The 26,641-nt window shown below is 37.0% G+C and carries 23 protein-coding genes and 1 pseudogene; 16 read left to right on the forward strand and 8 right to left on the reverse strand.

Translation table 11 applies throughout. The features are described 5' to 3' along the window. Position 1: 1 nt before the first annotated feature. Positions 2 to 745: a T9SS type A sorting domain-containing protein gene (locus IPI65_06470; protein ID MBK7441168.1), complete on the forward strand. Its 744-nt coding sequence runs from the start codon at positions 2 to 4 to the stop codon at positions 743 to 745. Here IPI65_06470 and IPI65_06475 read toward each other — a convergent pair. After that, a complete protein-coding gene (locus IPI65_06475) occupies positions 742 to 1,602 on the reverse strand; it encodes a universal stress protein (protein MBK7441169.1) in 861 nt (286 codons plus the stop codon). The genes IPI65_06470 and IPI65_06475 overlap by 4 nt on opposite strands. 134 nt (positions 1,603 to 1,736) lie before the next feature. On the opposite strand from IPI65_06475, the gene IPI65_06480 reads away from it, so the two are divergent. Further along, positions 1,737 to 2,630 carry a MerR family transcriptional regulator gene (locus tag IPI65_06480; GenBank protein MBK7441170.1) on the forward strand — a complete coding sequence of 298 codons (894 nt, stop codon included), beginning with the start codon at positions 1,737 to 1,739 and terminating at the stop codon, positions 2,628 to 2,630. A gap of 93 nt (positions 2,631 to 2,723) precedes the next feature. Beyond that, positions 2,724 to 3,239 carry an RNA polymerase sigma factor gene (locus IPI65_06485; GenBank protein MBK7441171.1) on the forward strand — a complete coding sequence of 172 codons (516 nt, stop codon included), beginning with the start codon at positions 2,724 to 2,726 and terminating at the stop codon, positions 3,237 to 3,239. Positions 3,240 to 3,282: 43 nt separating this feature from the next. Here IPI65_06485 and IPI65_06490 read toward each other — a convergent pair whose 3' ends face one another. After that, on the reverse strand, positions 3,283 to 3,666 hold the full coding sequence (locus tag IPI65_06490) for a VOC family protein (GenBank protein MBK7441172.1): 384 nt from the start codon (positions 3,664 to 3,666) through the stop codon (positions 3,283 to 3,285). Continuing rightward, positions 3,666 to 4,028 (reverse strand): YraN family protein, encoded by a 363-nt coding sequence (locus IPI65_06495; protein MBK7441173.1) that lies wholly within the window; start codon positions 4,026 to 4,028, stop codon positions 3,666 to 3,668. The genes IPI65_06490 and IPI65_06495 overlap by 1 nt, the downstream gene beginning before the upstream one ends. Positions 4,029 to 4,054: 26 nt before the next feature. On the opposite strand from IPI65_06495, the gene IPI65_06500 reads away from it, so the two are divergent. From IPI65_06500 to IPI65_06535, 8 genes and pseudogenes are all read left to right on the forward strand, one after another. Continuing rightward, on the forward strand, positions 4,055 to 5,038 hold the full coding sequence (locus tag IPI65_06500; protein ID MBK7441174.1) for a bifunctional phosphoglucose/phosphomannose isomerase: 984 nt from the start codon (positions 4,055 to 4,057) through the stop codon (positions 5,036 to 5,038). Continuing rightward, positions 5,038 to 5,736 carry a lipoyl(octanoyl) transferase LipB gene (gene lipB / locus IPI65_06505; protein MBK7441175.1) on the forward strand — a complete coding sequence of 233 codons (699 nt, stop codon included), beginning with the start codon at positions 5,038 to 5,040 and terminating at the stop codon, positions 5,734 to 5,736. Before IPI65_06500 ends, lipB begins: the two co-directional genes overlap by 1 nt. Further along, entirely contained in the window at positions 5,736 to 6,800 is a 1,065-nt protein-coding gene (locus tag IPI65_06510; protein MBK7441176.1) for an RluA family pseudouridine synthase, read from the forward strand. Before lipB ends, IPI65_06510 begins: the two co-directional genes overlap by 1 nt. Positions 6,801 to 6,815: 15 nt before the next feature. Beyond that, positions 6,816 to 8,054 (forward strand): T9SS type A sorting domain-containing protein, encoded by a 1,239-nt coding sequence (locus tag IPI65_06515; GenBank protein MBK7441177.1) that lies wholly within the window; start codon positions 6,816 to 6,818, stop codon positions 8,052 to 8,054. Between the two features lie 133 nt (positions 8,055 to 8,187). Further along, on the forward strand, positions 8,188 to 9,483 hold the full coding sequence (locus IPI65_06520) for a T9SS type A sorting domain-containing protein (GenBank protein MBK7441178.1): 1,296 nt from the start codon (positions 8,188 to 8,190) through the stop codon (positions 9,481 to 9,483). Between the two features lie 76 nt (positions 9,484 to 9,559). Continuing rightward, positions 9,560 to 10,758 (forward strand): annotated as a pseudogene (mqnE, locus tag IPI65_06525) (aminofutalosine synthase MqnE). A 1-nt stretch (position 10,759) separates the two neighbouring features. Then, positions 10,760 to 11,368, forward strand: a complete 609-nt coding sequence (locus IPI65_06530) for a histidine phosphatase family protein (GenBank protein MBK7441179.1) — start codon at positions 10,760 to 10,762, stop codon at positions 11,366 to 11,368. Next, the gene (locus tag IPI65_06535; GenBank protein ID MBK7441180.1) at positions 11,361 to 12,128 is read left to right on the forward strand and encodes a menaquinone biosynthesis protein; all 768 of its coding nucleotides are present in this window, start codon (positions 11,361 to 11,363) and stop codon (positions 12,126 to 12,128) included. The genes IPI65_06530 and IPI65_06535 overlap by 8 nt, the downstream gene beginning before the upstream one ends. Position 12,129: 1 nt before the next feature. Here the strand turns inward: IPI65_06535 and IPI65_06540 are convergent, their stop codons facing one another. After that, positions 12,130 to 13,002 (reverse strand): nucleoside phosphorylase, encoded by an 873-nt coding sequence (locus tag IPI65_06540; protein MBK7441181.1) that lies wholly within the window; start codon positions 13,000 to 13,002, stop codon positions 12,130 to 12,132. Positions 13,003 to 13,050: 48 nt separating this feature from the next. Here IPI65_06540 and IPI65_06545 point away from each other — a divergent pair, with 48 nt between their 5' ends. Then, positions 13,051 to 13,914, forward strand: coding sequence for a universal stress protein (locus tag IPI65_06545; protein MBK7441182.1), 864 nt, complete (start codon positions 13,051 to 13,053; stop codon positions 13,912 to 13,914). Here IPI65_06545 and IPI65_06550 read toward each other — a convergent pair. Continuing rightward, the gene (locus IPI65_06550) at positions 13,911 to 15,740 is read right to left on the reverse strand and encodes a hypothetical protein (protein ID MBK7441183.1); all 1,830 of its coding nucleotides are present in this window, start codon (positions 15,738 to 15,740) and stop codon (positions 13,911 to 13,913) included. The two genes, IPI65_06545 and IPI65_06550, sit on opposite strands and share 4 nt — an antisense overlap. Continuing rightward, positions 15,673 to 16,287, reverse strand: coding sequence for a YigZ family protein (locus tag IPI65_06555; GenBank protein MBK7441184.1), 615 nt, complete (start codon positions 16,285 to 16,287; stop codon positions 15,673 to 15,675). The genes IPI65_06550 and IPI65_06555 overlap by 68 nt, the downstream gene beginning before the upstream one ends. Positions 16,288 to 16,513: 226 nt before the next feature. On the opposite strand from IPI65_06555, the gene IPI65_06560 reads away from it, so the two are divergent. Further along, the gene (locus IPI65_06560) at positions 16,514 to 17,758 is read left to right on the forward strand and encodes a hypothetical protein (GenBank protein MBK7441185.1); all 1,245 of its coding nucleotides are present in this window, start codon (positions 16,514 to 16,516) and stop codon (positions 17,756 to 17,758) included. 54 nt (positions 17,759 to 17,812) lie between these two features. Continuing rightward, positions 17,813 to 18,679 (forward strand): cyanophycinase, encoded by an 867-nt coding sequence (locus tag IPI65_06565; protein MBK7441186.1) that lies wholly within the window; start codon positions 17,813 to 17,815, stop codon positions 18,677 to 18,679. A gap of 8 nt (positions 18,680 to 18,687) precedes the next feature. On the opposite strand, the gene IPI65_06570 is transcribed toward IPI65_06565, so the two are convergent. Next, entirely contained in the window at positions 18,688 to 20,124 is a 1,437-nt protein-coding gene (locus IPI65_06570; protein MBK7441187.1) for a hypothetical protein, read from the reverse strand. A 204-nt stretch (positions 20,125 to 20,328) separates the two neighbouring features. On the opposite strand from IPI65_06570, the gene IPI65_06575 reads away from it, so the two are divergent. Next, positions 20,329 to 22,062 (forward strand): hypothetical protein, encoded by a 1,734-nt coding sequence (locus IPI65_06575; protein MBK7441188.1) that lies wholly within the window; start codon positions 20,329 to 20,331, stop codon positions 22,060 to 22,062. A 28-nt stretch (positions 22,063 to 22,090) separates the two neighbouring features. Beyond that, positions 22,091 to 24,397, forward strand: a complete 2,307-nt coding sequence (locus tag IPI65_06580) for a M4 family metallopeptidase (protein MBK7441189.1) — start codon at positions 22,091 to 22,093, stop codon at positions 24,395 to 24,397. Positions 24,398 to 24,515: 118 nt separating this feature from the next. On the opposite strand, the gene IPI65_06585 is transcribed toward IPI65_06580, so the two are convergent. Beyond that, entirely contained in the window at positions 24,516 to 26,630 is a 2,115-nt protein-coding gene (locus IPI65_06585; GenBank protein ID MBK7441190.1) for a S9 family peptidase, read from the reverse strand. Between the last annotated feature and the right edge of the window lie 11 nt (positions 26,631 to 26,641).

Raw genomic sequence — 26,641 nt, forward strand, 5'->3', positions numbered from 1 at the left:
TATGAAATCGTTTTTGGTATGTCTGCTCAGCCTGGTTTTTACCGGTTCAGCCTATGCACAGCTGGTTACAGCTGAGGATTGGACACAAAACGACTGTAACGGCATTGAACACAATTTATATACTGAATTGGATACCGGCTCAGTAGTGGTTATGGAGATTGTTATGCTCGACGGCTGTATGCCTTGTATTAATGCTGCTCATTTGTTCGGCCCTATAATTGAGGCATATAATCTGACGAATAGCAATAGGATTCAATATTATTCTTTCGGTTACAATGATACTTATACCTGCACGCAATTGAGTGACTGGAAAACCGAAAATGCAATAACCTGCAATGCACAATTTGTTGAAGGGTATGACATTTCTGAATTTTATGGCGGCATGGGAATGCCAACAATTGTTGTAACTGGCCGCTCCACACATGAAGTAAGTTTTTCGCAATACGGTTTTACTGTTTATGATACCATCAAGTTTGCAAATGCACTTGAATATGCTTTGGGTTTAACTGAAACTTTACCAATTCAAAATTTGCAACCAGCAGAAATAAGTTGCTTTCCAAATCCTGCAACTAATTTCATTACGCTGAATAATTCATTTTCAGGTGCGGTAATAATTTATGGAATGGGCGGCGCACAAACGTATCAATTAAATTGTGTAAATGGTACAATTAATATCGCAACATTACCAAAAGGCTTTTATTTGTTGCAATCTGAAATCGGAAATACTACCTTCCTTAAAATTTAATATTTGTGTAATATCAATAAAGGTAATTTGCTGTGATAAAGTACATCAGCAGCAGTATCCTGATTGAGCAATCGCTGTAAACCACTGTGTTTATTGGCGGTCAGCGCAATGAAGTCAATATTTTTATGCGCCACATATTGCACCCAGGCATCTCTCAATACATCAGCATCAACGGTTTCATAATCTATTTTTACTTCTTGATGATCACGTTTAATTTGTTCACCCAAAGCAAAAAATTTCCCTTCTGTATTACTTTCATGAATATTAAAATGTACGATGTGCAAATTAATGCCAAATGGTTTTAACAAATTTAAAATCTTGCCAATTGAAATTACATCTGCAGCATCCATATCACTCATATATAAAACTTCCTGTGGTTTTGTAAATGTATATTTTTCAGGCAGTACTAAAACCGGACAATGCGCTTTTTTCATTACCGATTGTGTAACAGTTCCAAAAAACAGGCGTTCAATTCTGCTGTGATGATGTCTGCCCATAATTAATAATTGCGGCTGAATTATTGCAGCCTGATGCAGAATAATTTCATCTGCCAAACCATTTTCCACGTGTGAAAAAACGGGCATTGGTTTACCTGCAGCATTTAATGCCAAGCGGAATTGTTCAGCGTAAACAAGCATGGCAGCATCTGCCTCAGCCCGCATTTTATATATAATATCGCTGGTATATTTTTCTACACCCTGTTCGTCGAACTGCGTACGTTCTTCTTTCACAAATGGGTCGTCAACAGCATGCACTAAGTGAATTTCTGCATCTTGTTCAATAAGCAGTGGTATGAGATAGGCAAAAGCATCAGTAGCATTATCTGCCAGGTCGGTTGGTATCAGTATTTTTTTCATAACCTGAAATTTAGTGCAAGTTACCGCTCAGGAAACTAATAAAATAGATGAAAAGTCACCATTTTGCTTCGACTCAAAACAATATTTTTGTATAACTGTTATATAAATATCTTAAACAAAAGTAATTTTACAACATGGCAGCAATCTATTCAATCCGTGATCTGGAGTCGTTATCGGGTATAAAAGCCCATACCATACGTATTTGGGAGCATCGGTACGGTATTTTAAAGGCACACCGCACCGAAACCAATATTCGTTATTACTCCGAAACCGAGTTAAAATACTTGATGAGTTTGGCGTTGCTTAACCGTAACGGGCATAAAATTTCAAAACTGGCTATTTTATCTCAGGAAGAAGTATCTGCTTTGGTTGGGGATATGATTAACCAGCCGCGGGAGTTTATCAACCAGATTGAAGGCCTCACTATTGCTACCATTGCCTATGATGAAGAAAAGTTTGAAAAAATACTGAATACCTGCATTTTACAAATGGGATTTGAGGAAACTATTAAAAAAGTGGTTTTCCCATATCTTGAAAAACTAGGCATGTTATGGGTTTCAGGAACGGTTATTGCGGCACAGGAGCACTTTATGACACAGCTCCTCAGGCAAAAGCTGATTGTGGCTATTGATGGCCAATCAACCAAATATGATGAACATTCCAAAGAGTTTGTTCTCTTTTTGCCAAACGGCGAATGGCATGAGCTCAGTTTGCTTTTCCTCTCATATCTGCTTAAAACCCACAACCACAAAGTAGTGTATCTGGGTCCAAGTGTGCCCATTAATGATGTGATTCAGGTAGGAGAGAGCCTGCATCCTGATGGGTTTTATACCATCATAACAGCACATCCCACTGCATTTACGGTAAGTGATTACCTGAACAAACTGGCTGCTACTTTCCCGGAAAGTAAAGTGTTTGTTAGCGGCGCGCAAACCATAAACGCTATTAAAGGCCTGGAAAGCAACGTTTATGTAATCAGTAACCTCGAAACAGTTGTTGAACGTCTTGAAACCCTTGCAGTGGCTTAATTACTTAATATTGTTTAACATTTAACATTAAAGATTAAACAAAAATTTGGAATTTCACCTTTTCAGTGTTTACTTTGTATCAAAATAAGGATTATGACAAACCACGAATTTGAATCTCATATCATCCGGTTGAAATCACCTCTTAAGGCTTTTGCTTTAAATCTGACCCGCGATAGAGATGATGCACTGGACTTAGTGCAGGAAACTTACTTCAGGGCTTTGTCGAACCAGGACAAGTTTCACGATGGCACCAATCTGAAAGCATGGTTGCTTACCATCATGAAAAATATTTTTATCAATAACTACCGCAAACATGCTAAAAGAAATACGCTGGTGGATAGTTCTGATAACCTTTTCTTGCTGAATTCAAGTGCAGCTATTACGGCAAATCAGGCAGAAAATGATTTTGTGATGAAAGACCTGATCAAAGCAATTAATCAGCTTGATGAGGAATATAAAAAACCTTTTATCATGCATTATCAGGGTTATAAATATGAAGAAATTGCAGAAGTAATGCACTTACCGTTAGGCACTGTAAAAAGCCGCATCTTTTTTGCGCGTAAACAAATGAAAGACTTTCTTGAAAATAAAGGATTCGACAGATATTGAAATATCAAATTAAGGGAGCCCAATTGTAAAGATTGGGCTTTTTTTATGCCTCGTATAATTCAATGGGCAATCCATCAGGGTCAGTAAAAAATACAAATCGTTTTTGAGTATAAATATCCGTGCGAACCGGCTCAAATACAATACCTTTTTGTTCGAGGGATTTGATTGTTTCATCAAGCTGATCAACACTGAAACACAAATGCCTTAATCCCCTGGCTTCCGGATACGATGGGCGTTCCGGCACATTTGGAAATGAAAATAATTCGATAGCCGTGTCTGCATTTACACGTAAATCAAGTTTCCACGAATCCCGTTCACTGCGATAATTTTCCGCAATTATTTCAAAACCTAAAATGGTATGATAAAAATGTTTCGATTTGTTATAATCGGAACAAATAATGGCAATATGGTTAATCCCTGTTATCATTAGTAATTAAAAAATGCGTCTTCTAAATGTTCAATCTGCCAGCTTCCATCCTTCAATTTTAAAATGGATATTACATCAAAACGTATATCCAATTCTAATTTATGCTGATACATATATTCTGATGCCGCTTTACTGATAAGTTGTTGTTTCCTGCTGTTCAAAGCCTCCTCCGGATATCCGAATTTCAAACTGCTTCTTGTTTTTACTTCCACAAACAAAATATGGGCTCCATTGCCGGCAATTATATCCACTTCTGCCCGCCCAAAACGATAATTTCTTTCTAGTATCGTGTATCCTTTTTCAAGCAGATAAGCAACCGCTTTTTCCTCTCCCAACAGCCCCAATTCGTTATGCCTGCCCATAATAGTGTATTTTTGTGCTTCAGAACATGGACAAATATATTGATAGATTTCCTCAACAACTCCTCGAAGCTGTTGAAATAGGCTTAAAAGTGGAAAGTTTTTCATTTGAGCGCGAGATCAAACATATTGTGGTTTCTGGTATGGGCGGCTCCGGAATAGGCGGCTTATTGCTCAAAGATGCGCTCAAACATAAGTTAGCCATTCCTTTTGAAGTTAGTAACGATTATCAATTGCCGGCAAGCTGCAATCAACATACTCTGGTGATTTGCTCTAGTTACTCAGGAAATACTGAAGAAACTATTTCAAGTTTACAAGATGCCCTGCGCAAAGGATGTATGATAGCCTGCGTTACAACAGGTGGTAAATTGCATGAGCTGGCTAAATCAAATAATCTGCCGGTAATTCTGATTCCCGGTGGAATGCCACCGCGCACTTGTTTAGGTTATTCATCGGTTGCACAATTATTTATTTTGAAGCATTCGGGTTTGATTGATGAGCAATTTATTGCAGATATTAAATCAACTGCAGCCATGTTATCTGCTCAAAAAAATGAAATTCAGTTAACTGCAAAAATAATTGCCGACCGTTTTCAAAATACCATCCCGCTGATATATGCTGATATTTCCATTTATGCAGTTGCATTACGATGGAAACAACAGATCAACGAAAATGCAAAAATGGCATGTTTTGCAAATGTTTTACCGGAAATGAATCATAACGAACTGGTTGCTTTTCATGAAGCAGATCAACGCATTGGTGTTATTTATTTACGCCACAATCATGAACATCCGCAAACAGCAAAACGGTTTGAATTAACATCGGAATTAATTCAGGAAAAAATTTGTTGTAGCACCAATGTTGCCGCAACAAGCGCATCTGCCCTCGAAAATATGTTCTATCTCATTCATGTCGGCGATTGGGTAAGTTTATATTTATCTCAGTTAAAAGGTGTAGATCCGATTAAAATCGACATGCTCGATTGGTTAAAAACAGCATTGGAAAAAAAATAATGCAACTCGTTCAATTTCGCGATTTAGGAATAATGGAATACGGCTATGCATGGAAATTGCAGGAAAGTATTTTTAATGATATCGTAGAAAAAAAATTACAAAACCGCATTCGTAATGAAGAGGAACAATTATCGTATAATCATCAATTACTTTTTGTTGAACATGAACCGGTAATTACGTTAGGTAAAAGTGCTGATGAAAAAAATGTTCTGCTCAACGAAACATTACTCAAACAAAACGGGGTTAGTTTATTTCATATTAACAGGGGAGGAGATGTAACTTATCATGGGCCGGGACAAATAGTTGGATATCCGATTCTTGATTTGGATTTTTTCTTTACCGATTTAGGAAAATATTTACGCAGTATTGAAGAGGTAATTATTTTAACCCTTGCCGATTACGGTTTAAAAGGCGAACGATTGCCCGGTTCAACAGGGGTTTGGTTAGACGCAGATAATAAAAAAGCCCGCAAAATTTGTGCTATCGGAATTCGCAGCAGTCGCTGGGTTACCATGCATGGATTTGCTTTTAATATTAATACAGACCTGAGTAAATTTAATTTTATAATACCTTGTGGTATACAGGATAAAGCAGTAACTTCATTACAAAAAGAATTAGGCAGAATTATTCCGCTTGATGAAGTAAAACAAAAACTTAAACAACATTTTTCAACGGTATTTAATTGTAAATTAATCTGATGCAGGAATTTGATGATGATATAGATGTAAACGACTTAGGTGCTGATACCGAAGAAGAATTGTATGAACACTATCGTGTAGTTACCGACCGCAAACAAGAGCCGTTGCGTATCGATAAATTTTTATTTAACCGCATAGAAAACATCTCGCGTACACGAATACAAAATGCTGCTTTAGCAGGATGTATTTTAGTAAACCAAAAACCGGTTAAGTCGAATTATAAAATAAAACCTTTCGATGAAATTGTTGTCGTATTACCGCAAAAACCCGCTAAATACGATGTTCGCGCTGAAAATATTCCTATTGATATTGTTTATGAAGATGATGATATTGTGCTCATAAATAAAAAACCGGGCATGGTTGTTCATCCCGGCCTCGGCAATTTTTCCGGTACTTTAGTAAATGCATTATTATATCATTTTGAGCAACTCCCGCCAAAACAAGATGAACCTTTTCGTCCGGGTTTAGTGCATCGTATCGATAAATTTACCTCGGGATTAATTATCGCAGCAAAAAATGAATATGCGATGGCGCATCTTGCCAAACAATTTTTCGACCATAGTATCAATCGCAAATATTATGCATTGGTTTGGGGCGAATTTGATGAGGATGAAGGAACCGTAACGGGTAATATTGCCAGACATCAGCGCTACAGAAAATTATTTACTGTGTATCCCGTTGGTGGCGAAATTGGTAAACATGCCGTAACGCACTACAAAGTTTTAGAACGATTCGGATATACCAGTTTGATTGAATGTAAACTCGAAACCGGCCGCACACACCAAATCCGTGTCCACATGCAACATATTGGTCACCCGGTGTTTAGCGATAATACTTATGGCGGTGATAAAATCGTTAAGGGAACAATTTATACCAAATACCGTCAGTTTGTGGAAAATTGTTTTGAATTAATTCCTCGTCAGGCGCTACATGCAAAATCACTCGGCTTTATCCATCCGCGAACCGGAGAGGAAATGTATTTTGAAAGTGAATTACCGGCCGATTTTGCCTCTGCTACTGAAAAATGGCGGTCGTTTGCTAAAAAAATTAAATTTGAAAATTAATTACCTTTAGTTGTTATGAGTAAGCATGTTGTTGCTGTTATCTTATTGGTTTTTTCTTTTTCAGTTAGCCAAGCCCAAAGCAAATGCGCTACTACTGACGTATTGGAGCAAATCAAAAAAAATGACCCTGCTGCTTATCAGCACATCTTAACACAAAAAAATATTCCTGCAAATGCCAGACTTACCGATGATGTTTACATCATACCTGTTGTTGTGCATGTAGTTTATAATACAGCAGCCGAAAATATTGATGATACACGCATTTACACCCAAATAAATACTTTAAACGAAGATTTTAGACGTTTAAATGCGGATACCGTGAACACGCCGCCTGAATTTGCTGCAGTTGGCGCGGATGTAAAAATTGAATTTTGTCTCGCCTCATTTGATCCCAATGGCGATTCCACAACTGGAATTATTAGAAAATACACCGATACCACTCAATATTTGCTTTCATTTTCGGAAGAAGTAAAAAAATCGGAACAAATGGGTGATGATGCCTGGCCGGCTTCTTCTTACCTCAATATTTGGGTTTGCGACTTACAGGATGGTATTTTAGGGTATGCCGTTTCTCCGGGTGCGAGTCCGGAAGTTGATGGTGTAGTTATCGATTACAAAAATTTTGGGTTGGCAGATATCAGTTCCGCCCCATATAACCTCGGTCGCACTGCAACACATGAAGTAGGCCACTGGCTTGGTTTATCGCATGTTTGGGGCGATGACGGCGGTATTTGTGATGGGTCCGATGGAATTGATGATACACCGAATCAGGGTGATTCCACTTACGGTTGTCCGGGCGAGGTTTTAGTTGACGAATGTTCTCCCACAGCTCCGGGAATTATGTATCAGAATTACATGGATTATACGGATGATGCCTGTATGAATATATTTACCGAAGACCAGAAAACGCGTATGCGCACGGTTATGGAAACATATCGTGCATCACTGCTCACTTCCGCTGCCGGTTGCAATGAAATTGGCCCGCTACCCGGCGATATTGCTGAAATATTAGTGTATCCCGTTCCAACAAATGGTCAGTTTACCATTTCCATAAAAAACTTTTTAGGCGATTATCAGGAATATTTTGACATCACTGTTTACAACACGCTGGGACAGTTAATTGCAAGCGCACAACCTGCTGCAGCTAATAATGTTGCGCAATATTTTGATTTAAGCGGACTTTCAACCGGGTGTTATGTGGTTCAGGTGTTTAACGGGACATACTTCCTTACGCAGCAATTTATCATAAATTAATGTCTCCTTTCAGAGAAGCTTAACGATTGTCAAATCGCTATCATTCTTTAAATAAACTTAATGGGTTATGATAAAATTTTATAGCTTCTGATTAACTTTGGCTGAAATTCTGAAAATTTAATCCTAATCAATAATGAAAAAAGCTTTATTAGCCGCTTTAATGCTGGCTTTAACAACCGTAACCTACGCACAAACTGTTGTTCGTTGCGGTGCAAACTCCTACCTGAAGCAACTTGAAACGTATTTTCCTGAAGAATTTGCTGCCATTAAGGCGGAAGCAATGAGAAGGGACAGTGCTAGTGTTACAACAACTTATCGCACCAACGGTGGCGTGTACACCATTCCGGTAGTAGTGCATGTTGTTTATAGCACTGAAACGCAAAATATCGATGAATCTTTTGTTAACTCTCAAATTGAAGTGTTGAATGAAGATTATCGCCGTTTAAATGATGATGCAGATGAAACACCTGCTGCATTTGAAGGTATTGCTGCTGATGCACAAATAGAGTTTTGCCTTGCACAACAAGATCCTGATGGTGTGTTAAGTTCAGGAATTGTTCGTGTTGAAACAGATATTAATAGCTGGAGCTTATTTGTTACGCCCGGCACTGATAATTATGCTGATAACGTGAAGTTCACCAACAAAGGTGGTGATGATGCATGGCCGAAAGCTGATTATTTAAATATCTGGATTTGTAATTTAACAGGTGGCGTTTTAGGTTATGCAACACCTCCGGGTGGTGCTTCTGCTAAAGACGGTGTAGTTATCGGTTACAAATATTTTGGTAACGCAAGTCCGGGCGGCGTTTATAATAAAGGAAGAACTGCTACACATGAAATTGGTCACTGGTTGGGATTAAACCATACTTGGGGTGACGATGATTTTGCTGCTGAACCGCAATGTGGTGGCTCTGATGGTATTGCTGATACACCAAATCAGGAGGATGCTACTTATGGTGCCCCTTCTTGGCCTGTTTTAGATGATTGCTCTCCTTCAAGTCCTGGTATTCAGTTTATGAATTATATGGACTATGTTGATGATGGTTCAATGAATATGTTTTCTGAAGATCAGGTTGCTGATATGCGCAACGTGTTGGAAGACGACCGCGTTACTATCCTTTCATCTCCGGGTTGTATTCCTGGTGGTGTAGATGTAAATGAAGTATTAAAAAGTCAATTAATACAATTAAGCATTTATCCGAACCCTTCTAATGGTGAATTTGTTTTCGAAATGAAGAACTTTGTTCATAATGATTTAACTATAGAAGTTTATAACCTGACAGGTCAACTTATCGACAAAATTCAGATTGTAAATACAGGCGACCAGCACATTGTTTTTGATGCAAGCGCATTAAGTGCAGGTGACTATTTAGTTAAAGCATCAGATGGCGAGTTTTACCTGACTCAAAAAATTACTGTTACGAAATAACATGTTTTGTAACTTATTATAATTTTAAAGTGGTTGGGGGGAATTCCAACCACTTTTTTATTTTAAAATTGTTGTGATGACACGCGAAGCGGAAATTAAAGTATTACTGGAAAGTACAACTCAGGATGCACAGTTAGTTGCAATTGCCGATAAGGTATTAAATGGTGAACGCATTTCGTTTGAAGATGGTGTAGCCTTGTTTGAACGGGCGGATTTAAGTTTTGTCGGAACACTGGCAGATTATATCCGCAAAAAGAAACATGGGGATATCACTTACTTTAATCGGAATTTTCATATCGAGCCGACTAATTTATGTGTGTTTGATTGTAAGTTTTGTTCGTACTCACGACTAATCAAACAACGTGGTGAAGGTTGGGTGATGTCAAGTGAAGAAATGTTGGACATTGTACGTTCTTATAATAATAAACCGGTTACTGAAGTGCATGTGGTAGGTGGCGTTTTGCCGGAATTAAATTTAGTTTGGTTTGCAGATATTATTAAAGAAATAAAAAAATAAGACCTGATTTACACGTTAAAGGTTTTACGGCTGTGGAACTGGATTATATGATTCGCAAAGCCAAAATGACTACTCGTGAAGGATTGAAATTTTTACAGGACGCCGGTTTGGATTCACTTCCCGGTGGTGGTGCGGAAATTTTTGATGAGGAAATCAGAAATAAAATTTGTGCAGATAAATGTGATTCTGCAACCTGGTTACATATTCATAAAACTGCACATGAATTAGGCATGCATACCAACGCAACAATTTTATATGGCCATATCGAAAATTTCAGTCATCGTGTTGACCACATGGATCGTTTGCGAAAATTACAAGATGAAACAGGTGGATTTAATACATTTATTCCATTAAAATTCCGCAACAAAAATAATCAGATGGATAATGTTGCTGAAGTGAGTGTAATTGAAGATTTACGCAATTATGCCATCTCCAGAATTTATATGGACAACTTCCCGCATTTGAAAGCTTATTGGCCAATGATTGGCAGACAAAATGCGCAACTCAGTTTAAATTTTGGTGTGAACGATATTGATGGAACCATTGATGATTCAACTAAAATTTATTCTATGGCCGGAGCTGAAGAACAATCACCGGTTATGAGCACTAAAGAAATTTGTGAATTGATTTTAACTGCAGGTAAAATTCCTGTTGAACGCGATACTTTGTATAATACCATTAAAAATTATGCAAATGTGGACCTGGATGCTGAATTTGGTGTAGAAAGTTTTGTGAATCTGCCTATTATTAATAATTAATTTGGAAAAGGAAATATTTATTATTCGTCACGGTGAAACTGATTTTAATCAGTTGGGTATTGTGCAGGGAAAGGGTGTAAACAGCTCGATTAATACGCTGGGAAAACAGCAGGCCAATGCTTTTTATGAGGCTTACAAAGAGGAAGGATTTGAAAAGATTTTCATTTCTCAGTTAAAACGTACTGCCGAAACAGTAGGTCCCTTTTCAAATTTAAATATACCTACTGTAATTCATGAAGGACTTGATGAAATAAGCTGGGGTATTCATGAAGGGGAAAAAGACGGCGACACATTTAAAGATTTTTATCGCATTTTACACCTTTGGCAGGATGGTGATACCACAGTAAAAATTGAAGGTGGTGAAAGCCCTGAAGAAGTACAGCAACGCCAACGTTTATTTATTACCGATTTATTAGCCACCACCGAAAAAAAAGTACTGGTTTGCAGTCACGGTCGCGCAATACGTATTTTGTTATGTACCATGCTCGATCAGCCATTAAAAGATATGGATACGTTTCCGCATCATAATGTAAGTTTATATAAATTACGATATGCTGATGGAATTTTTAAAATAGTTATGTTTAACGATATTGGACATTTGAATGGATAAGCAATATAGTATATCACTGGTTAGTTATCTCAATACCAAACCATTTTTATATGGTTTAGAAAATGCTGCAGTTAAAAACCGATTGGAACTGCAATTAGATATTCCATCTGTAGGAGGAAAAAAAATACTTGCGGGAAGTGTAGACATCGGTCTTGTTCCGGTAGCCGTTCTCGCAAAACTGGAAGATGCTAAAATAATTACCGATTATTGTATCGGTGCTGATGGTCCTGTAAAAAGTGTTAGCATATTTTCAGAATTGCCAATCGATAAAATTGAAAAAGTATTTCTTGATTATCATTCGCTCACATCAGTTCAGCTAGTTAAAATTTTGTTGCGCGAACATTGGCAGGTAAATCCTGAACAAATAGCCGCAGAAACAGGATATATCGACCAAATTAAAGGTACTACAGCAGGTTTGGTTATTGGTGATAGAGCTTTGGCTTTGAATGATAAATTTCCTTATGTATACGATTTGAGTGAAGCCTGGAAACAATTAACCGGTTTACCATTTGTTTTTGCTGCCTGGATTACACGAAAATCAATACCTGAAGATATTATCTTCGAAATAAATGAAGCATTAAAATTTGGTATTCATCATATTGATGCCGTTGCAGAAAATTACCGGCATCCGAATTTTACAGTTGCTTCGGTACGCAATTATTTACAAAATGATATCAGCTATAATCTCGATGCAACAAAACGTCGCGCCCTCGATTTATTTATCAGTAAAATAAGGGCAAATCAGGATATTATTGTATAAATTATAATCCTGCAATAAAATTTAATCCGTGTACAATTAATTTTTCAGTGGCAGCTTTTGGGTCTGCGCTAAAAGCACCTGTTGCCCGATTGGCAAGTAAAACATTCAGCGACAAGCAATGATGATTTAATACCGATGCCAGTCCGTACATAGCAGCCGTTTCCATTTCAATATTTGTAATACGGTTACCCTCATGATTAAATGTTCGGATATCATCATAAAATTGCGGGTGACTCACCGAAAAGCCAATTTGTCTGCCCTGCGGCGCATAAAATCCAGGTGCGGTTAATGTAATTCCTTTAATAAATTCCTGCCCTGTTTTATTTAACAAATCTGCATTTGCTTTAAATGTATAGGGATGAATGGTATGATGAAAATAACAGTGCATTTTAAACCGTTCACATAACTCAGTTTCTTCCGGTGTATTTTTAAATTGGTAAAAATGTAAAACATTATCAATACCAACCCCAAAAGCTGAGGCTACAAAACTATCCACCGGAATATCTTTTTGTATGCAGCCGGAAGTGCCGAAACGCACTATCGTTAATGGTTTTAAAACAGGATTAAATGTTTTATCACGAAAATTAAAATTGCGTAATAAATTTAATTCATTAAAAACAATATCAATATTATCCGGGCCAATGCCGGTGCTGATTACCGTTATTCGTTTTGTGCCAATATAACCCGTATGTGTAACAAATTCGCGTTTTTGCACACGATGCTCAATACGGTCGAAATGTTTACTTACCATTTCCACCCTATCGGGGTCGCCTACGGTAATTACAGTATCTGCAAGTTGTTCAGGTTGTAAATGCAAATGGTAAATACTGCCATCTGCATTCAGAATTAATTCAGAAGAAGGGGTGTTTAACATATTAATACAAAGTTAATTGTAAAAATTCTGATTATTTTTGCACCCGAAATGAGTGAGCTGCAAAAGCAAATATTTGTCCCGACTGATTTCTCTTCGGCTTCCGTGGCGGCTTTGCAATATGCTATTTATATCGCAAATCGAACCAATTCATTAATACATCTCGTTCATTTTGCCCATCGCGATAGCCTGAAAGATAAAAATGATACGGCTACTGCTTATAAAAATAAAGTGCGTGCCCTCGAAACACGCCTGGAAGAGATGAAAGTTGCCAGCGGCGCGGCATTTCGCATAAAAGCCCAGGTAATTACAACGAATGATTCAATTCCGGGGTTAATTCATGATTACGGGCTAAAAATTGATGCCGAACTCGCTTGTATCGGCACCTTTGGCTCAGATTCCAAGCCTTCGAAGTTCAATTTGGGAAACAACACCGAAAAACTCGTAAAAAGTGTAAATTTCCCGGTCTTAACCTGCAGGGATACTAAATCTCCAATTCAATTTAAAAACTTCCTGCTTCCTATCGATTTAACGAAATACACCAGCGAAAAAGTTGAACGCATCATCCGTTTTGCAAAAAGTTTTGATGCCACTATTCACCTGGTTGCTGTTTCTGAATTTTTGGAAGAATTTATTTCCAGTCGCTCAGCACTCGAAGAAAAAATGGAAGAAGCTGCAGAAACTATTCGCAAACATGGACTGAAATGTACTACCGAAATGATTCGCCACGACATGGTGAGTAATTCGATATTACTGTATGCTGAAGAAATTGATGCCGATTTACTGGTAATTATGAGCCATGCTGAAAATAAATTCAACCAATTAATTTTTGGCTCGCGCATCAATAAAGTAATTTCACATTCTGCAATTCCTGTGCTTAGTTTTAGGCCGGAGGAAGAAGAAGAAACAGATTAGTTATCTAACCGCACCAACCGAATGGATTGGGTAATTTCCGGTGTAACCACTTCCAAGATTATAATTCCTGAATAAGCTGTCTCAAAGTTCCAAGCTGTCTGATTCCCAAAACCGCTGGTGGTTTGCAGTAATTTACCATCTAAAGCATAACAATTAATGGTAAAATCAATAGCCTGCTGAAATTTAATTTGGATATTTTCTCCGTTAGAAATAAATCCGGCTGTATTTAAAAATTGAATCCCGTTTACAACTACATTTTCATTTATTGCAACAGGATTAATTAATCCGCGTGCATCTAAGGCATTGTAAATAGCATCATGAAAAGTCCCGCCAAAAATTAATTCTTCTGCCAATAATAGCAATTGTGCAGCCTGAGGCATTGTCATATTCGGTAAACTGCCATGTAATGCTTCCAATACCAATTTATCTGTATTGTCTTTACCAATTAAATCAAAAATATCCATTAAAGCGCCAGACCATATTTCACTTGATGAATAGTAATTATCAGAATTGTCTTCCGGATAATGTTTATCCGAATCAGCATTTCTGCCAAACCAAAATTCATTATGACCATCCCAGCTAAATATTTTTTCCCAATTGTAATCACTGTATCCACGCGAATAACTAGCAGCAAAATAATCGCCATAACCCTCATCAATTGCTCTGCGTTCTATACCTGTATTGCTTCCCGGCGCAGCATGATCGCTTAATGCATGTCCGTATTCATGACAAATTACATCCGCATCTTCGGCATCATCAACACCGCCTTCACCATATTGTATGGATGGAATTATTGCACTTACATAAAACGACTGGTCGGCACCACTTGCACCATGCGGATCAATTTCAATATAAAAATTTTGCATATCAACATAACCAAGGGTAAGTATTTGATTATTCATATTGGTGATATGATAAAATGCATTTACATCTTCAAATCCATTTTCACTTCTTGTAAAATAAAATTGTGGAATTGTTGCAGTCACCACCGGAACTGTCGGTGAATTTAAATCTTTAATTATAACACTGTCGTTTTTTATATAAAATACACCGTCTTCCAGTTTCACACGCATCGAAACAATTACGGCTTCAGCATTTAATTCTGCATTATCATTATCGTTATTGTCCATATAAGCACCACCATATTCAACTCCCGCAGTTGTGAGTGGATCCGGTAAAAATACTTTCGCCGAAACCGTTGTATCAACACCACTTAAATAACTGCGGTGATTATTTAATTCCAAAACAAAACCGTTTTCATCTAAAGTTACTGAATAACGCGAACGGTCAGTGCTGAACTGACAATCGTATGTGTACACATACATTGGCTGATTATTTACAATACGAATTTTAATTTGCGGTTGTAAATCAAGAGGAAAAGATTTATTATCGGGTAACTGCGGTAACAAAAAGTTTGGCTGTGCCTTCAGCGATACAGCAGGCCATGTTTTAGTGGTATAGGTATTCCCCTGAACGCTTCTGATAATGCCCTGCCGGTCGATGACAATTTTTAATAAAGCATCTTCAATTGGAAAATGATTAAAATATTGTTGATAGGTTAGATATATTGCATAAGGTGTTGCTTTTGTATAAACAATTTGCACATCAGCATGATTCAAAAACAATTCAGGATAATTTTGATTCAGATACGCTAAGGCAATTTGATTTGTATTAGTTACAGAAACGGAGTTATTTGCCGAAGCAATAATTTGTTGTTGTCCGATAGCGGGTTTACTTCCCAAACCGGCAAAATAAATGCTAAAACCGATGACTAAAAGCCACTTCGATTTGCCAGATGGATTCCATTTTCTGAATAATTTTAACATGCTTATCGCTGTTGAACGTAATCATAAAGTTACATGTTTCACCGAATTCCGTATCGGTAATCCTGGCGCCTGCTTTATTAATTTCATGAATGACCATGTGCATATCACTTTCGCTGCAGGTCACTTTGTAACATTCCTGAATGGGAATAATAACGATTTGGTTGTGTTCAATACCATCTGCCGCCGCAGCACCATAAGCGTGAATTAAACCCGGAATGCCCAACTTTTTGCCTCCAAAATAACGGACAACGAATACAGCACATTGGGTGAGGGAGCGACTTTTAAGCTCGTTTAAAATTGGTCTGCCTGCGCTGCCGGACGGCTCGCCATCGTCGGAAAAGCGCTCAACATCTGCAACCAGCCCTATACGACAAGCCCAGGCAACATGTACTGCCTTGTGGTGTTCTTTGCGCAGCTTTTCCTTTATTTGTTTTACCACGTCCTCATCTTCAACCCGATAACAATAGGCAATAAAACGACTGCCGGACTCTGTGTACAAGCCTTCCGAAGCGATTTTAAGTGTTTGATATTGAGTATTTTGCTCCACAAATTTCACTGCGAAGATGCATCAGTAATCCGAAAATAGGGAATGTAATTTTTTGGTAACTTTTTTATAATCAATGGTTTAACGTTAAATTTTTAAGAAAAAACTGTTTTTTAACATTGAAATGCCGGGTAGTTTGCAAACATTTTTGCCTTTATATTCAAAATAAAAATATTTGTTTGTTTCGGGATGAACAACTAATCTTGCATTACAAATTTCCGGCTAAACATTGACTACAGCAGCATATATCTCCATTATTGCAGGCATGTCTGAAAAGATATCCTCGTTGCGTACAACTGATGAATCAATTGCCTATTTTGCAAAACAATTTTGTCTGTTATTTCCCATTGACAATTATGCCGTTTATCGTGTCAGTGAAAAAACTGAATTATTTATTCGCACAATAGAAAATAAGCCAAAACTTAAATCAGGAAATTCTGCCAAATTTGAACAGCGTTTACACTTACCGGATGATATCAGAAACAACCAGGAAAAATTTGTTTTTATCCTGGATAATGCTGAAAAATTCATTTCAACGCACAAACCCATTGAAGTTATAAATGAAGTAATACTCCCGATAAGGCGAAATGGAAGTGTTGAGTTATTCTTTTATGGTGTAACTGCTGAACCGGTGCAGGTAGATGCATTTCAAAATGATACCTGTCGCATTTTTGCTAATTTTTATTTACAGGTTGAAGATGCATTACTCATAAGAAATAAAATCAACGATAAACAACAGGAATTATCAGGCCATATTTCAGAAAATAATGATACGCTTTTTGAATTAAACGAGCGACTGATTTCTTATAATCAGGAATTACAACAGTTCGCATATTCTGCATCACATGATTTACAGGAGCCGCTGCGCACTATTTCTTCATATATCAATTTATTTCTCAAATCATATGGTGATAATTTACCTGATGATGGTCGTGAATATTTGCAATTTGCTTCAGATGGTGCACAACGTATGCATCATTTAATTAAAGATTTGCTCACCTACAGTAAGTTGGATTATCACACTGAGCCAATGACAAATTTTGAAGGGAATATGACCTTACGTCAGGCTTTGGATAATTTGCAAAAATCGGTAGAAGAAAGTAATGCACTTATTTTATATCCTGATTTACCGGTTATGTATGGTAACCATTCACAAATAATATTATTATTTCAGAACTTAATTGATAATGCCATTAAATTCCGAAGCAAAAATGAACCACTGGTGTTGATTGATGTGGAAGATAAAATTGATAAATGGGAATTTAAAGTCCGCGATAATGGTATTGGAATTGCAAGTCAATTCCAACATAAAATTTTTGGCATATTTAACCGCCTGCATGGCCGCGATGAAATACAGGGCTCCGGTTTGGGCTTATCTATCTGCAAAAAAATTGTCGAACGCCACAAGGGTAATATCACGGTTGAGTCAAAACCCGGTAAGGGAACCACGTTTACTTTCTCCCTGAGTAAATAATAATTATCCTTTCGTCTTATTAAATATTTTTATATTTGTTTCAAATTCAAACCTATGTTGAAGTCTTTCCTCTTGGTTATATGCGCCGGTTTATTGTTTATGGCATGTTCTGAGCAAACTGCAAAAACTGAATCTCAAGAAGTAGTAAATTATCCGAAAGGGAAATTATTTATAATAGGAGGGGGCGACAGAGGTGATAGTTTAATGATGGATTTAATTAAAGCCTCCGGATGGAAACCGGGTGATTTAATTACTACAATCACTTTACCGAGCGGTTGGGGCGATAGTGCTTATATCTGGTTAAATAATGACTTCAAAAAACTCACCGGACAAAATTGTGTAAAATTTGATTCTGCTGCAGTGGGCGTACCGGCAAAATTAGACTCGTTACGTAAATCAAAAATAATTTTTATCAGTGGTGGCGATCAGGCTGTGATGATGCGCAAAATTGCAGGAACAGATATCAAAGCCGCAATAAATGAAGCTTATCAAAACGGAGCATTAATAAGTGGCACCAGCGCAGGGGCAAGTATTATGAGCGAAAGAATGATCACCGGCGAAGGATTAGTAGATACTGCATACGAAGCAACGTTTGATAATATCTGGAAAGGTAATTTAGAACTGGTTGAAGGTTTAGGATTATTGGATTCAGTTATTATCGACCAGCATTTTGTAGTGCGCAGTCGTTATAACCGATTATTATGTGCCGTTATCGAAAATAAAGGTTTTCAATGTGTTGGCATCGATGAAGGAACCGCCATTTTAGTAAGTCAAGGCAAAGCAACCGTAATTGGTGCGAGTCAGGTTATTGAAATTGGTCAGCCCATTTCAACAGATATGTCACAAGATACTTTAATGGCAGCAAAACAAATTCATTTATCAATCTACCTGCCCGGTGAAAGTTTTCCAATAAAACAATAACGCAACTATTATTTACCATTAATAATTTTCTGTAACATCCAATTGCGCATATAGGACACATTGTCCTCTTGCAACGTAGCAATGAGTTTTTCTTTATCCTTTGTTTTGTAGTCAGGATGTAATTTGGCTAATGCACCAATATTTTTGCATACATAATTAAACTGATCGGTTACTGCTGATTCCAGATTGTTTTTGTTGTAAGCAATAAATTGTCTGAAACTTTCTAATGCCGCATTTAACAAATCCCATTCTTGTTTTTGCAGGTATATGAAACACTGCAGACTGCGCAGCTCATATTTAATCAGCAAATTTTCAGTTACAACCTGTGTAATCGCTTCGTGAGCCGATTCGTATTCTCCTTTAAAAAATAATATCCATGCATGGCATAAATTATACACTGTAGCGCGGATATGTTCAGAAACCTCTAAAACATATTTTTCTAAAATGTATTCAGCATATTCAATTTTACCTAATTGTAATGCATTTATCACAATATTAAATACCGATGCATAGGATAAACCTTTTATCTGACGCCATAATTGTTTTTCAATTTTTACATTATATAATTCAAAAAGTTCGTTTCGCCAGCTTTCATCCACCAACACTTTCCTGTCTGCATAATATAATAATCCAATTACTAAATTTTCAATCGTGTATCTGTCTTGGGTATAATCCAACGATTTTACGATATCTAACGCCTCATAATAATATTGATCACCGGACTCAACATATTGCATTTTGAAAATCAAATAAATTACTTTGGTTTCTTTGTGTTCAAATGGTTCAAAGGCTTCATACAAATCAAGAAATATTTTTAATTTTTCTTTTTCAGGTGGTAAATTAATAGCCCGTTTTGCTTTGTTATTATTCATTATAGAACTAAATACACGCATAAGCGTCCATTCAGTTATCAGATTCGGTGTTTTATCTTCCAACATTACTGTGTTGGAGGCATGCATATTTTTTATATTATTATAAATGCTGTACAAAATGCGCATATCATTTATCCATATGGCAGTGTACAATTTTTCTCGCAATTTTAAATCAGCTTTTTTAATGGATACCTCCACTTTCTTCATGTTTTTTTCAGCTAAATCCAAAACCTTACGGTCAATCAGAAAACTATTCAGATACTGGTCCTTAACCGTATTACCAACCTTCAGCGATTCCTGTGCAACAAATTCCATCATCAACGCCAAAAAGTCAGAGCACAAATTACGATACCCGGCATCGTTGTAACTCTTTGATTCTGTGGTAGTTAGATAAATTTTTTCCTTTTCCTTTTCGGTCAGCTCAAAATGCGGAAAGTAAGGTTGCAGTAATTTGTAAAACCTTACAAACTTGTCGTTTTTATTGAAATAGGGTGAAGCAACAAAGTCAGCAAATGCCTTCCACTCGGTTTTGGTCAATACGCGCAGCACTTGTTGCAAATAGGTATTCTCCATGCCCAAAATAACAAATTGTCTGCTACAAAGTCAAAAATTTCTACTGGATTATGCTCCATGAAAATCGTCCCTTTGTCCCATAAAACTACCGATATGCAATACCAGCTTACAAAACAGAATTATGGATTGGATAAAAGTAGTAACCCGTCAAAATCACAACAACTAATGAACATCCCAATTTTTAACTTTTTAAAAACAAATCAAATGAAAAAGCAATTACTTTTATTCGCTGCAATGATTTTTGCAGGAACGGCTTTTGTAAAAGCCCAAACCAACACGTACCCTGCATCAGGAAGTGCAGGTCTTGGAACAATTACACCGGTGTCTTCAGCATTACTCGAAATGCAAAGTACTACACAGGGATTATTAGCACCACGTATGACCAAAGCACAACGTGATGCAATTGTTGCTCCAACCACTGGATTATTAATTTTTCAAACAAATTCAACACCCGGATTTTACTATTATACAGGTGCGGGTTGGACAGCAATTTCTACAAAAGGTGCAACTACCGCACTTTCAAATTTAACCACTACTGCAATAAATGCAGCTTTATTACCTAATGCAAATAATACATTGGATTTAGGTTCATCAACATTAAACTGGAATGAAGTTTATGTAAACTCAATTAAGTTTATGGATGGAACAACACAGTCAACAGCAACTGTTGGCGGTGGTGGTGGATTGGCAGGAAGTGGTTCGGCAAATTATGTTCCGAAATTTACTGCTGCAACTACTGTTGCAAATTCTACAATTTATGATAATGGCGGAAATGTAGGTTTAAATACCACAGCCATGATTGGTTCAGCAAACTTTACCGTAAAATCATTAAATGTGACCGGTTACGGTGGTATGTATTTAGATATGGGTGGTGCCTCCGGTCGTAAGCCTTTTTATGGCTATTCAATTGGTGGTTTAGCAAGAGCATGGACCTATTTTGATGAAGCAACAAATCAGTTCAGAATTAATAATAATGGCGATCAGTTTGTAATTGATAATAGCGGACAAATTGGTATTGGAACCACAAGTCCTTCTGCAAAATTAAATGTTGAAACTACAGGCACAGCTCCGGTTATGAAAGTAACAAAACCTTGGGTAGGTGCCGGTGCAACAAATTTTAATCTTATTGAAATTAGTAATACCTACACGTTTGGTTACGGAACCGGTTTACAATCAGGTGGTGGCCAAACAGGTGTAAAAGGTATTGCATCAAATGGTGCTAATACAGGTTATGGTGTTTACGGAACTGCATTTGGTGCTGCCGGTTTATCAATCGGTGTTTATGGCACTGCAGGCGCAACTGCCGGTCCGGCATATGGTGTTTACGGCACAACCACAAGTGGAACTACACAATATGCAGGTTACTTTGAAGGACGTGGATATTTTTCCGGCAATGTAGGTATCGGAACTACTGCACCTGCTGTTAAATTACATATCGACGGTGGTAGTGATGCAAGTTTAGCTTCCGGTGGATTTATTGTAACAGGTGCTACTACTTCATTAAATCTCTCCCTTGATAATAATGAAATAATGGCGAGAAATAATGGTGTTGCTTCAACATTATATTTAAATAATGATGGTGGTAATGTGAGTATGTGTTATAGCGGTGGCAGTGTAATGATTGGCGCCTCTGTTCCTGCAACAGGTTATTTATTATCTGTAGATGGAAAAGTAATGTGCGAAGAATTAAAAGTGCAATTAAGCGAAAGCTGGCCTGATTACGTTTTTGCAGATGATTATAAAATGATGTCGTTATATGAATTAGAAGCTGCTATCAATGAAAACAACCACCTTCCCGGAATACCATCTGCTGAAGAAGTTGCCGAACAAGGAATTGAAGTAGGTACTATGCAAGTTCAAATGATGGAAAAAATTGAAGAGCTTACTTTATATATCATCGAATTGCAAAAACAAATCGATGCATTAAAAGCAGAATAATTGTTTATTCACCATTAAATTAACTCTTATGAAAAAATGGAAATTGCTTTTAATAGTCATCCTTTGTTTGCCTATGCAACTATTAAAAGCGCAACAGCGGGTATTACCTGCAAATGTTGAAAAAAAGTATCAGGCTATTATTAAGCCCGGCTCAACACTCGACTGGATTGAGTTTAAAGCAGACGCAACATTTAAAGCTGTTTCGGTTTTTACTGAAGCGCCCGACCTACTAGGCATGTCAGGAAACGATGAATTGCGTTTAATGAAAACAAATACAGATCAAGCCGGAAATAAACACTATAAATTTGCGCAATATTACAACGGTGTGCGTTTAGAAGGTGTTGAACAACTTTCACATGAAAGAAATGGAAAACTGCACCTCGTAAACGGCGATTTTGTTCCCGGGTTAAATTTAAATGTAACACCAAATGTAAGTGCCCAACAAGCAATTGAAACGGTATTATCAGCTTACCCCGCAGAAAAATATATGTGGGAAAATGAACGTGCCGAAGCTGCATTTAAGAAAAAAGAAAATAATCCAAATGCAACTTTATACCCAACACCTGAATTATTAATTGTTAAGATAAATCCAAAGGAAAAAAACATAGCAGCTAATTATGTGCTGGCATACAGAATGTATGTTTTTGCAGTAAAACCTTCAATTGCAAAATATGTTTATGTAAATGCAAATACCGGTGAGATAATTCGTGACCGCAGTCTGGAACATTTTTGTAATAGCACAACCGTTGAAACTACATTTAATGGAAATCAAACTGTTTATACCGATTATCGTACAGAAGATTGCGGCGCGTTTGGTGACACAGAAACATCCTATTTTCCAATTGACGACTGCAATCCGGACACTGAAATAAGAAGCTATTATTCTGGTGGATATGGCACTGCAAGTTATGGTGACGACTGGTATTATTGTTCTTCTACGAATGACTGGGATGGTTATATTAATTACAAAATGGTGATGACCTCTCTATGGGGAACACGAAAGGCATTCGATTATTATTTAGATACCTATGGCCACGAAAGTTTTGATGGTGCAGGTGGTGATATTGATATTTTTAATAACAGAACATATTTTGATGATGCCGATGACCCTTATTGCAGTAATGCAAATTATACCAATATTATCGATAATTTAAATTTCGGCAGTGGTGGCGATTGCGCTCCCGGAACATCAGATGATTATAATGCAATTGATATTGTTGGTCATGAATTTACACATGGTGTAATTGAATATGCACATTTTGACGCATTAGATTATTCTGAAGAAAGTGGCGCATTAAATGAATCGTTTGCTGATATTTTTGGCGAAATGGTAGAATTTTATGTTGAAGGTGATGACGCACCAACATGGTTACACGGTGAAGACAGAGGTGCAAATCGTTCATTTATTAATCCTAACGATAAAGGTGATCCGGATACTTACTATGGCGATTATTGGGCAGATATAGCCGGGGGTGATTACGGCGGTGTGCATACTAACAGCGGCGTGCAAAATCATATGTTTTATTTATTGAGTGTTGGTGGAGAAGGTATTAATGATTTTGGTGTTGAATTTCATGTAGATGCTATTGGTTACGATAAAGCCAGACGAATTGGCTGGGGCGCTATGATGGATTATCTGGATGGTGATGATGGTTATATTATGGCAAGAAATGCATGGATTCAGGCTGCAATCGATTTATACGGAAGTTGCTCACAGGAAGTAATTTCGGTTGGACAGGCATTTCAGGCAGTTGGTGTAACTAAATTTACATCTTATGATATTGCATCAGTATGTGGAACTTATACTTTAACAGGTTATGCAGATGCAACTTATGGCATCGAAAATAGAAGTATTTTATTTGACAATTTTTTAAGTGACTGCAGCACTACAATTCTTTCAACCGCAGTAGTAACATTTGAATCTGCTTATTATATTAATTTACATCCTGGTTTTACGGCAAATTCAGGTTGCACATTTGTTGCATGGATTGATGAATGTGAAATGACTGCATACAATCCTGACGATTTACGATTTGCAGAAAATAATATCGTGGGTGAAAATAATACTGCAGCAATGGCACATTTTTCAATTTATCCCGTGCCAAGTGCTTCAACTGTTACCATCGATTTATTAATTTCTAGCGGCGCTGTTGCCAATCTTTTTGTAACAGATTTGTCCGGCAAACAAATTGCAAATTGGATGGTTGATCAAATAGTTGAACCCGGAACACAACAATTTCAATTCGATGTAAGTAACCTTGCATCAGGAATGTATATCGCGGTATTTAAAACTGCCGATGAAATGCAAACCACAAAATTTGTTGTTCAACATTAGTTTTATTTATCGGTAGTAAATAAAATGGGCTGCTTTCTTTATAGAAGGCAGCCCTTATTTTTTGGTAATCACAGTTGAGAAAAAATTAGATTCCTTTCATCAACCTTAAATTTTCATTTTATTCATTCACCCCCAAACAATACAAAATAAAGGTATACATAAACGCGATTTCATTTACACTTTCATATCGTCCCGATTGTCCACCATGACCGGCATCCATATTTACTTTTAATAATAATAAATTATTATCCGTTTTTGTGTAACGTAATTTTGCTGTCCATTTAGCCGGCTCGAAATATTGAACCTGACTATCATTTAATCCGGTAGTAATAAGCATATTCGGATAACTTTTTGCTTCCACATTATCGTAAGGAGAATAAGAATACATATAATCATACTGCTCCTTAATTTTAGGATTTCCCCATTCCAGATATTCAAAAGTAGTTAGTGGAATACTTTCATCTTCCATGGTAGTCATTACATCCACATAAGGAACATCAGCAATAATGCCTCGATATAATTCAGGAGCAAAATTACTGATGGCACCCATTAATAAACCACCTGCACTACCACCGTTTGCAAACAATTTATCTTTCGCAATATATTTATTATCAATTAAATATTTACTGCAATCAATAAAATCGTAAAACGTATTTTTTTTATTCAGCATTTTACCATCTTCATACCATGCACCACCCATTTCCTGTCCGCCACGAATATGTGTATTGGCATAAACAAATCCTCTGTCCATTAAACTCAAAATATTACTGTCGAAATAATCTTCATTACTATATCCGTATGAACCATATCCGTAAATAAAGCCGGGTGCAGTACCGTCTTTTTTATATTTGTCTTTGCGATAAGCAATCGTCATCGGTACCATCTTTCCATCACGCGCAGGAACCATAATTCGTTCGGTTACATATTGTGATTTATCGTATCCGCTTGGTATTACATCCTGTTTTAAAATTGTTTTGGATAAAGTTTTGGTATCATATTCATATGTTGTAAAAGGGGTAATTAACGATGAATATAAAAACCGTATGCTTGTTGTATTAAACTCCGGATTGTAAGAAAGTGTGCTGTAATAAGCAGGTTCATCAAATTGAATTTCATCTTCATCGCCGTTTGGTGCAACAATTCTTAATGAAGTAAGTCCGTTTTTACTTTCTTGCGCAACATAAAATGTAGCGAAATATTCTACATCTTCTAAAAACACATCCTTGCGGTTCGGAATAATATCTTTCCAGTTTTCTTTGGCGGCATTATCAATTTTTGCCGTACATAAACGATAATTTTTAGCCTGATAATTAGTGTGAATCATAAATTCATCACCCTTAACATGATCAGCAGAATATAAATGATCGGTAGTAAGCGGTTCAATTAAAATAAATTTTGCAGGATTTGCACAACTGGTATACGCAACATAGCTGGCATCGGTGCGCGAACCATTTACAAAAATGAAATCTCTGCTCCGGCTTTCATAAACATATAAATCTAAAGTGCTGTCATCTTCCTGTGTTAATACAATATCCTCTTTTTCTTTACTTCCGATTATATGTTTCTTAACCTGATACACACGTAATGTTGCTTCATCAGGCACGCCGTAAACAATTGCTTTATCATCTTTCGACCACACGCAACCGTTTCTTGTATCTTTAATTTCATCTTTTAACCAGTTACCTGTAGTTAAATCTTTTATTTTAATGGTATAAAAATTTCTTCCTGCAACATCCATAACGATGCATGCTTTCGATTCATCGTGACTAATCTCAACATCAAAACTTAAAAACGGATGTCCTTTAGCTAATTCATTGCCATCAATAATAATTTCTTCAGGTGCGGTAAGCGCTTCTTTTTTTCTGCATACGAGCGGATATTCTCCACCTTTTACATAACGGGTGTAATAATAGTAGTTACCCTTTTTGTAGGGAACACTGCTTTCATCTTCCTCTATACGGCCAACCATTTCATTGTACAACTTTTCCTGCAGCGGCTTAGTAGGAGCCATCACTTCTGCCAGATAAGCATTTTCTGCCTTCAGATAATCGATAACCTTACTATCGTCACGATTTTTTAGCCAATAATACGGGTCTTCTCTATCACCAAAACTACCTTTTATAGTATAAGGAACCCGCTGCGCCATGGGTGGCTTTGGGCCTGATACTTGGGCAAAACCTCCAACCAACTGCATGGTTGCAAGCAATAACAGGGCTATTTTTAAGTTTTTCATGGTCGAAATAT

The sequence above is a fragment of the Bacteroidota bacterium genome, from assembly GCA_016706255.1.
Classification (GTDB): domain Bacteria; phylum Bacteroidota; class Bacteroidia; order Chitinophagales; family BACL12; genus UBA7236.

Bases quoted from the DNA above. Each gene is read 5' to 3' on its own strand.
- IPI65_06470 (MBK7441168.1), top strand. From the start codon at position 2: ATGAAATCGTTTTTGGTATGTCTGCTCAGCCTGGTTTTTACCGGTTCA.
- IPI65_06475 (MBK7441169.1), bottom strand. From the start codon at position 1,602: ATGAAAAAAATACTGATACCAACCGACCTGGCAGATAATGCTACTGAT.
- IPI65_06480 (MBK7441170.1), top strand. From the start codon at position 1,737: ATGGCAGCAATCTATTCAATCCGTGATCTGGAGTCGTTATCGGGTATA.
- IPI65_06485 (MBK7441171.1), top strand. From the start codon at position 2,724: ATGACAAACCACGAATTTGAATCTCATATCATCCGGTTGAAATCACCT.
- IPI65_06490 (MBK7441172.1), bottom strand. From the start codon at position 3,666: ATGATAACAGGGATTAACCATATTGCCATTATTTGTTCCGATTATAAC.
- IPI65_06495 (MBK7441173.1), bottom strand. From the start codon at position 4,028: ATGGGCAGGCATAACGAATTGGGGCTGTTGGGAGAGGAAAAAGCGGTT.
- IPI65_06500 (MBK7441174.1), top strand. From the start codon at position 4,055: ATGGACAAATATATTGATAGATTTCCTCAACAACTCCTCGAAGCTGTT.
- lipB (MBK7441175.1), top strand. From the start codon at position 5,038: ATGCAACTCGTTCAATTTCGCGATTTAGGAATAATGGAATACGGCTAT.
- IPI65_06510 (MBK7441176.1), top strand. From the start codon at position 5,736: ATGCAGGAATTTGATGATGATATAGATGTAAACGACTTAGGTGCTGAT.
- IPI65_06515 (MBK7441177.1), top strand. From the start codon at position 6,816: ATGAGTAAGCATGTTGTTGCTGTTATCTTATTGGTTTTTTCTTTTTCA.
- IPI65_06520 (MBK7441178.1), top strand. From the start codon at position 8,188: ATGAAAAAAGCTTTATTAGCCGCTTTAATGCTGGCTTTAACAACCGTA.
- IPI65_06535 (MBK7441180.1), top strand. From the start codon at position 11,361: ATGGATAAGCAATATAGTATATCACTGGTTAGTTATCTCAATACCAAA.
- IPI65_06540 (MBK7441181.1), bottom strand. From the start codon at position 13,002: ATGTTAAACACCCCTTCTTCTGAATTAATTCTGAATGCAGATGGCAGT.
- IPI65_06545 (MBK7441182.1), top strand. From the start codon at position 13,051: ATGAGTGAGCTGCAAAAGCAAATATTTGTCCCGACTGATTTCTCTTCG.
- IPI65_06550 (MBK7441183.1), bottom strand. From the start codon at position 15,740: ATGTTAAAATTATTCAGAAAATGGAATCCATCTGGCAAATCGAAGTGG.
- IPI65_06565 (MBK7441186.1), top strand. From the start codon at position 17,813: ATGTTGAAGTCTTTCCTCTTGGTTATATGCGCCGGTTTATTGTTTATG.
- IPI65_06570 (MBK7441187.1), bottom strand. From the start codon at position 20,124: ATGGAGAATACCTATTTGCAACAAGTGCTGCGCGTATTGACCAAAACC.
- IPI65_06575 (MBK7441188.1), top strand. From the start codon at position 20,329: ATGAAAAAGCAATTACTTTTATTCGCTGCAATGATTTTTGCAGGAACG.
- IPI65_06580 (MBK7441189.1), top strand. From the start codon at position 22,091: ATGAAAAAATGGAAATTGCTTTTAATAGTCATCCTTTGTTTGCCTATG.
- IPI65_06585 (MBK7441190.1), bottom strand. From the start codon at position 26,630: ATGAAAAACTTAAAAATAGCCCTGTTATTGCTTGCAACCATGCAGTTG.